The sequence below is a fragment of the Nostoc sp. genome (genome assembly GCF_036917455.1).
Taxonomy (GTDB): Bacteria; Cyanobacteriota; Cyanobacteriia; order Cyanobacteriales; family Nostocaceae; genus Nostoc.
Window position 1 is genome coordinate 1 of record NZ_JBALDK010000221.1, and the last position, 7,629, is coordinate 7,629.

Consider the following 7,629-nt stretch of genomic DNA (forward strand, 5'->3'; position numbering starts at 1 on the left):
TTCCTATTGGATCATTATACTAAGTAGTGTTATGAGAATATTAGAAATTATTTTCTTCCATTACTTGCTTTAAATTAGCAGTAAGCTATCCTAGTATTTTCATAAAAAATAAATACATAATTAAAATATTTATGGCTATTTTGTAACTACAACCTTGGAGAAAATCATTAGCACTCTATATAGATAAATTTATGTTTAAAACAGTAGTAAATCACAGCAACGATCCCGATTCTCTATCAGCAATTGAAGAAGTTATTCAACAATGTATCAGTTCCCTTGGAGCAGATATACCAAAAGCTGGGATTCTTTTTTCTGCAACTGACTTTGAACATTCTCTTATTTTGCAGCAAATTCATCAGGTTTTTCCGGGGATTGAGTTGATTGGTGGAACAACAGATGGAGAAATTTCTTCAGTTTTAGAGTTTCAGCAAGACTCAATCACCTTGTGAGAATGGGATGTAACCTAGAAGAAACTTTGCAAAATCGGGAACTATCGCAACGACAAGATTCAGAATTGGTGATCGTCATCACAATTCATTAAAAACAAAACCAAGCACCAAATATTCTAAAGAAAGATATCCAGCAGTTACTTTATAGACCTTTTGGGGAACTCTATAACTGTAGTTCCAAAATTGTGTACTCAAAATTCATGACTAATGCAGTTAATCATTTGATAGCTACGCTTAATCTTTCTTTAGAACGCGATATATTTTTACGTACATTACTCAGAGAATTATCTGGTACTTTGCAGGATGTAGTTGGTTTAGAAGAAGCTGCTGGATTTATTAGCGTAGTTGGTGAAAGGATGGCTAGGCAGATCAACCAAGATTACAAATCCGCCCTAGAAGTCTCTAAACTCTCCCGTAAGCAGGTCGCTGATGTCTTGATTGATTTAAAAAGACGAATTCAAGGCGATTTTTATATTATTGAGCAGGATGATGAAAAAATTGTCTTTGGCAACCGCGTCTGCCCTTTTGGGGAAAAAGTGCTAGATCGCCCTGCCATGTGTATGATGACTTCAAACGTTTTTGGGACGATCGCAGCTAATAATCTGGGATATGCGAAAGTAGAATTGCAAGAGACTATAGCACAGGGTGCTTCTGGATGTAGAGTTATTGTTTACTTAAAATTTACAGAAGAGGCAGAAGATGCAGAAGGTAGAGAATACTTTAGAGGACTAGAATCTGTGTAAACTCTTCATCGCTAAAATAACCCCAATATACAAGCTTGAGTGCAGATATGTAAATTAGAATCAAACCATGAAATTGGAAGCCTTATGACTCCTGAACAATTTCTTGAATTTGCTAGAGTTTTACCAGAACCTTTACTCCTGGTGAGTGGAGACGGTCAGTTATTAGCTACCAATCAACCAGTAGCAGAGATTTTGGGGTTACGCCGTCAAGAATTGCCAGGAAGAATGCTCTTTGAACTTGTAACTCAGTCTACTGAGGATGTTGTCAAGTACCTGCAAGCCTGTTCAAGTAGTAGAGCAATGGTTATTGGCTCTTTGACTTTACGAAATAATGATGGACAAACGTTAATATGTCGTAGCCAAGGAGCCGTTATTCAACCTTGGTCTCCTGAATCTTCAGCTTTAATTCTCTTACGCTTAGAAAAGAGAAATTTAGCCAGCAATAATTTTCTTCTTCTAAACCAGAAAATTGATGAGTTAGCAAAAGAAGTCCAAAGACGTAAAGAAGCAGAGGAAGCACTCAAGGAAGCTAATCAAGAGCTAGAAATTAGGGTTGAGGAGCGTACAAATGCTTTACAAGAAACACTAAAGGAACTACAACTTACCCAAACTCAGCTTATCCAAGCCGAGAAAATGTCTAGTTTAGGACAGATGATCGCCGGTATTGCTCATGAAATTAATAACCCCGTGAGTTTTATTCATGGGAACCTTCACCACGCCCAGAAATACACTCATGATTTACTGAAATTGGTGGAAATTTATCAACAAGTTTGTCCAAATACTCCCGAAATCCAACAGGAGCTAGAAGAAGTAGAATTAGAGTTTTTGATTCAAGATATAGCTAAACTCTTCCAATCAATGACAGTGGGAACAGAGCGAATTCAGGAAATTGTTAAATCACTACGTAACTTTTCCAGACTCGATGAAGCCGAACTTAAGAAAGTTAATATTCACGAAGGAATTGATAGTGCTTTAATGATTTTGAAGCATCGATTGCAAGCTAGGCATGAGTATCCAGAAATTCAAGTTATCAAAAAATATAGTCAACTACCCGATGTTATTTGCTATCCTGGTCAACTTAACCAAGTATTTCTGAATATTCTTGCGAATGCTATTGATGCACTGGAGGCGTTGGCAGCCAATTCACAAATAACTGACAATCAAAAGCAGATAAATAATTATCCCCAAATTAAAATTAAAACTGAGGTAATCGATGAAAAATGGATAGCGATTAGTATTGCTGATAATGGTTTGGGAATAAATGAACAAGTTCACTCAAAGGTATTCGATCCGTTTTTCACTACTAAACCTGTGGGTAAAGGCACAGGACTAGGGCTATCTGTAAGCTATCAGATTATAGTTGAAAAACATGCCGGACAACTTAACTGTTTTTCTGTTCCAGGGAAAGGTGCAGAATTTGCGATCAAGATACCTATTAACTCAGCCTCATAAAGTTTAAGTTATGGCAATCATAAGGTTGCGCTTTATTTGGGTAGAGTTCTATAGGCACATCTTCATCCAGTAAGAGGATAAAAAAAATCCAATGGCTTGTGATTAACTGAGTTCCAAAACGTAGGACTCCAAATCAGATATAAATAATTTCTATCTCTTGCCTCCAAAGCTGTAGCTTTGTACTTCATCCAAAAAAACTGCTGTATGACAAACACCTGTCTGCTAATTAGCAAACAGGTGTATTTTTGATAACAAATTTGTACTGAGACCCCGTTAAATCTTAGCGGTAGAATCAACTGAGGGTTGAGACTGACTAACCGAATCTAACTTTGGCAAAAGCACTAAATTTTGGGCTTTGACATTACTGTTGATTGTTGCTTGCAAAAATGGGGTATGGGAGATGGAATTGTTCGCCAATGTAAACAGTGGATTCGACAAAATTCCTGCTATGGAAGTAGCAATTAATGTTACCACCAACCCGACTTGCAAGGGTCTTAGCCCAGGCAAATCCCAACGCACTTGTGGATAATTCTTCACCGCGTCGGACATTTCATGGGGTTCTTTGACTACCATCATCTTAACTACGCGAATATAGTAGTAGATGGAGACGACGCTGGTAACTAAGCCCAGCAAGACTAACCAATAAAGTCCTGCTTGCCAACCAGCCCAGAATAGGTAAATCTTGCCGAAAAACCCAGCCAATGGTGGAATACCACCCAAGGAAAGCAGGGCGATACTCAACGCCAGTGTTAGGAGTGGGTCTTTTTGATATAAACCAGAGTATTCGGCAATCTGGTCGGTTCCTGTCCGCAGTGAGAACAGGATGATGCAGGTAAAGCCACACAGGTTCATGAACAAGTAAACCAGTAGGTAGAATATCATACTGGCATATCCTGCTTGTGTCCCAGCAATCAAGCCAATCATCACAAACCCAGCTTGGGCAATGGATGAATAAGCTAGCATTCGTTTCATGCTGGTTTGAGCTAGGGCGACTACATTACCCAAAATCATGCTCAGAACGGCTAGAGCAGTGAAGACAAACCTCCACTCGTCAGCAACAAGGGGGAAGGCTGTTGTCAGTAAGCGGATGGCTAGGGCAAACCCAGCTGCTTTGGAACCGACAGATAAAAAGGCGATAACTGGGGTGGGAGCGCCTTCGTAAACATCTGGTGTCCACTGGTGGAAAGGTGCGGCAGAGATTTTAAAGCCAATCCCTGCGATCGCAAAAACCAAGGCAATCACTAAACCTAAAGATTGTCCCACTTTTGCTGTGGCAATGCCATTTGCGATCGCACTTAGTTCAGTTTGTCCTCCAGATAGCCCATACAGCAGTGATACACCGTACAAAAATATTGCCGTACTGGAAGCCCCAATTAACAAGTATTTCAGCGCCGCTTCATTGGAGCGAGGGTCACGCTTGGTATAACCTGTTAACAAGTAAGAGGAGATACTCAGGGTTTCTAGGGAGATGAAAATCATCACCAACTCACTAGCCCCGGATAAAAACATCCCTCCTAAAGTAGCACTCAGCAAAATAGCGATGAACTCAGCTAAAGGAGTACCGCTCTGCTCGACGTAGCGAATTGACATCAGTATGGTGACAGCCGCAGACAAGGCAATGATGCCGCGAAAGACGATACTCAGGTCATCACCATTAAAGCCACCGGTAAAAGAGATGGGATTAGGAGAGTCCCATTGAAAATATAGGGCGACAATCGAAGTAAATAAACCTGCGATCGCTAGATATCCAATCCAGCGTGCGGATGTACGCCCCAAAATCAAATCAACAATCAAAACCCCCAAGAGGGTGAGAATAACAATCCCCTCTGGTAAAATCGTTCCAGCGTTCAACTGGGATGCAATATTAGCAAAATCCATGAGATGTATAGGTTTTGGCGATTAGACATTAAGGCTAACTCTGTTCACTCTAGCAAGTTTTCTAATTCCCGGACTACCTCTTTGAACAAGAGCTTAATATTTAACACTAGCAAAATTCGATCGAGAGGCGGTGCTAGAAGCTCTTAGGCTTTATCTGGACTAGCGGAGTCTCGGTAAGCTAATAATTTTGGTAAATATATGCCTGCGGATGCGTTCTTTACTTCATTGGTAGCAGATCGAGGGCACAAAGCGATCGCAGTGGTTTTATCTGGAGCAGATGGAGACGGTTCACTGGGGCTGAAGGCAATCAAGGAAGCGGGAGGCGTGACTTTTGCTCAGTGTGAAGACACAGCAAAATTCGATAGTATGCCCAATACTGCTGATGGTTTTTCCCTGATTCGTCAGGTGAGAGCGCTTAAAGCTGAAGCTGGGGGACAAATTCCAGCAGCAGCAATCACTGCCTATGCCACCGAACAAGAGCGGCAAAGGGCAATTGATGCTGGTTTCCAAATGCATCTAGCTAAACCGATTGACCTTACTCAATTGGTATTGATGATTGCAAATTTGACTGGATGAGTTACAGATATAGCACAAGCCTTGGTGGTTAGGACATCAACAAATGATGAAAATTAGACACAAAAAGACTTTTCACCCAGTCCCCAGTCCCTTGCTATAATTCGTAATTCGTAATTCGTAATGACGCTCTCTACGATACGCTAAAAGCGAACGAATACTCGCTAACGTAATTCGTCAGTGAGGCACAGAGCAACTAATTTTAATTATGAAGAAATAAAAATGTGCGGTGTCCAGATACCCGACTTCTTTGAGGAGTCGGGGATCTAATTTTTCACGAATGATTTAGGATTGCGATATCAAATGTTTGAATAAACGTTTGAATTACGTATAAGTTGTATAGTCTCCACCTAAAACATTCTCAAGTTATAAATGATGTTTGACATCTTTACTTAAAAAGATACAAAACATATTTGATTTATTCTACTAAAACAGAAAGTATCAACTATTAATTGAGGAGTTTTACGCATGACTGCAACCTTCATGAGGAGGCCTAAGTTTCGTAATGCCCAATGGGTGAGCTTTGTTGGTGGAAAAGGGATTATACGAAACTATACATCTGAATCTGGTACATGGACGTATCTCATTGAGATGGCATTAGGGCTAGAGCCTGACTTTGGCAGAGTTGGTGCAGAAACGATGATACTCCTCACCGAGGCAGATTTGCGGACGACATAAGCAGGTAGGCTTTTGACAGGGCTACAACCTAATATTCCTCTCATCCGCTAGCTGATACCAATTCACGAAAATCTTAATACATATAGATTTACTGTAGGGGCATCATCGGCTCTATTGCATTCAGTCAAAGATTCTCAAACTGACATCTAAATTTGTAAAAGTCCGAATAAATAAGGGTTTGTATTTTTATCTAGCGATAGTGATTAAAGAAGCTTCAGCCTCCAGCTACTCAGGCTGATCTTCCTCTATTGGGGCAATAATTTGTTTCGTGGCAAAGCCGTTGAGAATGATATCTCGAATTAAGGACACTTCTTTATCCAAATTCATTGCATGATCCTCATATTTTTTTACGGTACTAGTTAAATTGTAGTTTCTCATCTGTTCTGCCATTTGACGGGAGAATGTAACCTTTTCCTCCATTGTCCGCACAGCCGACCACAGCGCATTTTCAAGATTCTGAGTTTGCTCTGCCAGGAACGTATTAGCCGTAAAGGAATGCCCCGTGTGACAGCGAAACCGTATCGGCTCTCCTTTGCCAATTTGCCAGAGGGTACCGTTGCATTCAGGGCAGGTGTAAGTCGTTCGAGTGCCGATCGCTTCTACATTCTCCAAAAACTCCTGAGTATTCATCTGCTGTTCAGCAATATTGGATTCAATTTCGATCTCTTTGGTCACGGGGTATGCCTCCTCCTTGGCGGCGGGTTCTTTTGACAACCGCACTAGCAAGTTTGGGATTTCTGCAAGCGGCAAGCAGTAATCGACCTTCACATACCGCAAGGCGCTCTTTGCCATGCTGGGGTATTCTGCTTCCTTCGGGTCTTGAACGATCGCCACTCCGCCCCGTTTCTTGATTGCCTGTAACCCCACCGTGCCATCATCAAGATAGCCAGTGAGTACCACACCTACCACCCTTGTACCATAAGCGCGGGCGGCTGAACGAAATAACGCATCGATCGCGGGTCGAAAGCCGTTTTCTTGAGGCCCGCGCAAGACACGCATCGAGCCTTGGTTGACTAACAGGTGACAATCGGGCGGTGCGACATAGATTCGCCCGGTTTGAATTGCCTCTCCATCTGCCGGGTGAGATGCTGGGAGAGAGCCTATATCTGTAAGAATTTGGGGGATAATGCTGGGCTTATCTGCTGCAAGGTGCTGAACAATGAAGAAGACAGCATCCATGTCAGCAGGCAGAGCGCCCAAGATTGCGCCCAGCGCTTTGAGTCCACCTGCGGAAGTACCAATCACAATAACGTTGTGTTTAAGCATAAATACTTTTTCTTAGTGAATGAAAGCAGGTTAATGTTATCTAATCTCTCCTGAATAATTAAACATCTTCTGTATGAAGATACGTTAAACCATATTTAAGTATGATTTGGTGCAGCCTCACAAAGAAATGGTATAAGTCTCATTAATGGAGTTCGGAGGCTCATTAATGAATATCAAAGACTCATTAATGGAGTTCTGAGCCTCATTAATGAATATCAAAGACTCATTAATGGAGTTCCGAGGCTCATTAATGAATATCAAAGGCTCATTAATGAAGTTCTGAGCCTCATTAATGGATATCAAAGGCTCATTAATGGAGTTCTGAGCCTCATTAATGAATATCAAAGACTCGTTGTTGCATTCTAAAATATATCTCCCCCCCTGCCTCCTGCCTTAGAGGATGTTTCAAAAGTCCTCTTCTGGGTAGCAAAACGTTCTAGATCCCCCTAAATCCTCCTTAAAAAGGGGGACTTTAATTCCGGTTCCCCCCTTAAAAAGCTATCCATTATAAACATCTTTCTTAACAAAAGCTTTGACAAAAACCAGAAATTGTGTATGTTGTAAACGAAGATCCTAAAGCATAGCCAAAG

General features: G+C 41.2%; 6 protein-coding genes and 1 pseudogene. 5 read left to right on the forward strand and 2 right to left on the reverse strand.

The genetic code is table 11. From position 1 onward, the window contains the following. Positions 1–191: 191 nt before the first annotated feature. The 3 genes and pseudogenes from V7K42_RS24425 to V7K42_RS24435 form a co-directional block, all read left to right on the forward strand. Positions 192–446: pseudogene (locus V7K42_RS24425) on the forward strand (FIST N-terminal domain-containing protein); the annotation flags it as partial. A gap of 203 nt (positions 447–649) precedes the next feature. After that, the gene (locus tag V7K42_RS24430) at positions 650–1,192 is read left to right on the forward strand and encodes a methanogen output domain 1-containing protein (RefSeq protein ID WP_334919854.1); all 543 of its coding nucleotides are present in this window, start codon (positions 650–652) and stop codon (positions 1,190–1,192) included. Between the two features lie 84 nt (positions 1,193–1,276). Further along, positions 1,277–2,644 carry an ATP-binding protein gene (locus V7K42_RS24435; RefSeq protein WP_334919855.1) on the forward strand — a complete coding sequence of 456 codons (1,368 nt, stop codon included), beginning with the start codon at positions 1,277–1,279 and terminating at the stop codon, positions 2,642–2,644. Between the two features lie 273 nt (positions 2,645–2,917). On the opposite strand, the gene V7K42_RS24440 is transcribed toward V7K42_RS24435, so the two are convergent. Next, complete coding sequence (locus tag V7K42_RS24440; RefSeq protein ID WP_334919856.1) at positions 2,918–4,522, reverse strand: NAD(P)H-quinone oxidoreductase subunit N; 1,605 nt, start codon at positions 4,520–4,522, stop codon at positions 2,918–2,920. A 198-nt stretch (positions 4,523–4,720) separates the two neighbouring features. On the opposite strand from V7K42_RS24440, the gene V7K42_RS24445 reads away from it, so the two are divergent. Together V7K42_RS24445 and V7K42_RS24450 are read left to right on the forward strand one after the other, a co-directional pair. After that, the gene (locus tag V7K42_RS24445; protein ID WP_334919857.1) at positions 4,721–5,098 is read left to right on the forward strand and encodes a chemotaxis protein CheB; all 378 of its coding nucleotides are present in this window, start codon (positions 4,721–4,723) and stop codon (positions 5,096–5,098) included. A gap of 465 nt (positions 5,099–5,563) precedes the next feature. Beyond that, positions 5,564–5,773 (forward strand): hypothetical protein, encoded by a 210-nt coding sequence (locus V7K42_RS24450; protein ID WP_334919858.1) that lies wholly within the window; start codon positions 5,564–5,566, stop codon positions 5,771–5,773. A 225-nt stretch (positions 5,774–5,998) separates the two neighbouring features. On the opposite strand, the gene V7K42_RS24455 is transcribed toward V7K42_RS24450, so the two are convergent. Beyond that, positions 5,999–7,039, reverse strand: a complete 1,041-nt coding sequence (locus V7K42_RS24455) for a chemotaxis protein CheB (protein WP_334919859.1) — start codon at positions 7,037–7,039, stop codon at positions 5,999–6,001. Positions 7,040–7,629: the final 590 nt, after the last annotated feature.

What these genes read in the sequence shown, in the direction of transcription:
- V7K42_RS24450 (WP_334919858.1), top strand. Translation starts at nt 5,564, where the DNA reads ATGACTGCAACCTTCATGAGGAGGCCTAAGTTTCGTAATGCCCAATGG.
- V7K42_RS24435 (WP_334919855.1), top strand. Translation starts at nt 1,277, where the DNA reads ATGACTCCTGAACAATTTCTTGAATTTGCTAGAGTTTTACCAGAACCT.
- V7K42_RS24430 (WP_334919854.1), top strand. Translation starts at nt 650, where the DNA reads ATGACTAATGCAGTTAATCATTTGATAGCTACGCTTAATCTTTCTTTA.
- V7K42_RS24455 (WP_334919859.1), bottom strand. Translation starts at nt 7,039, where the DNA reads ATGCTTAAACACAACGTTATTGTGATTGGTACTTCCGCAGGTGGACTC.
- V7K42_RS24445 (WP_334919857.1), top strand. Translation starts at nt 4,721, where the DNA reads ATGCCTGCGGATGCGTTCTTTACTTCATTGGTAGCAGATCGAGGGCAC.
- V7K42_RS24440 (WP_334919856.1), bottom strand. Translation starts at nt 4,522, where the DNA reads ATGGATTTTGCTAATATTGCATCCCAGTTGAACGCTGGAACGATTTTA.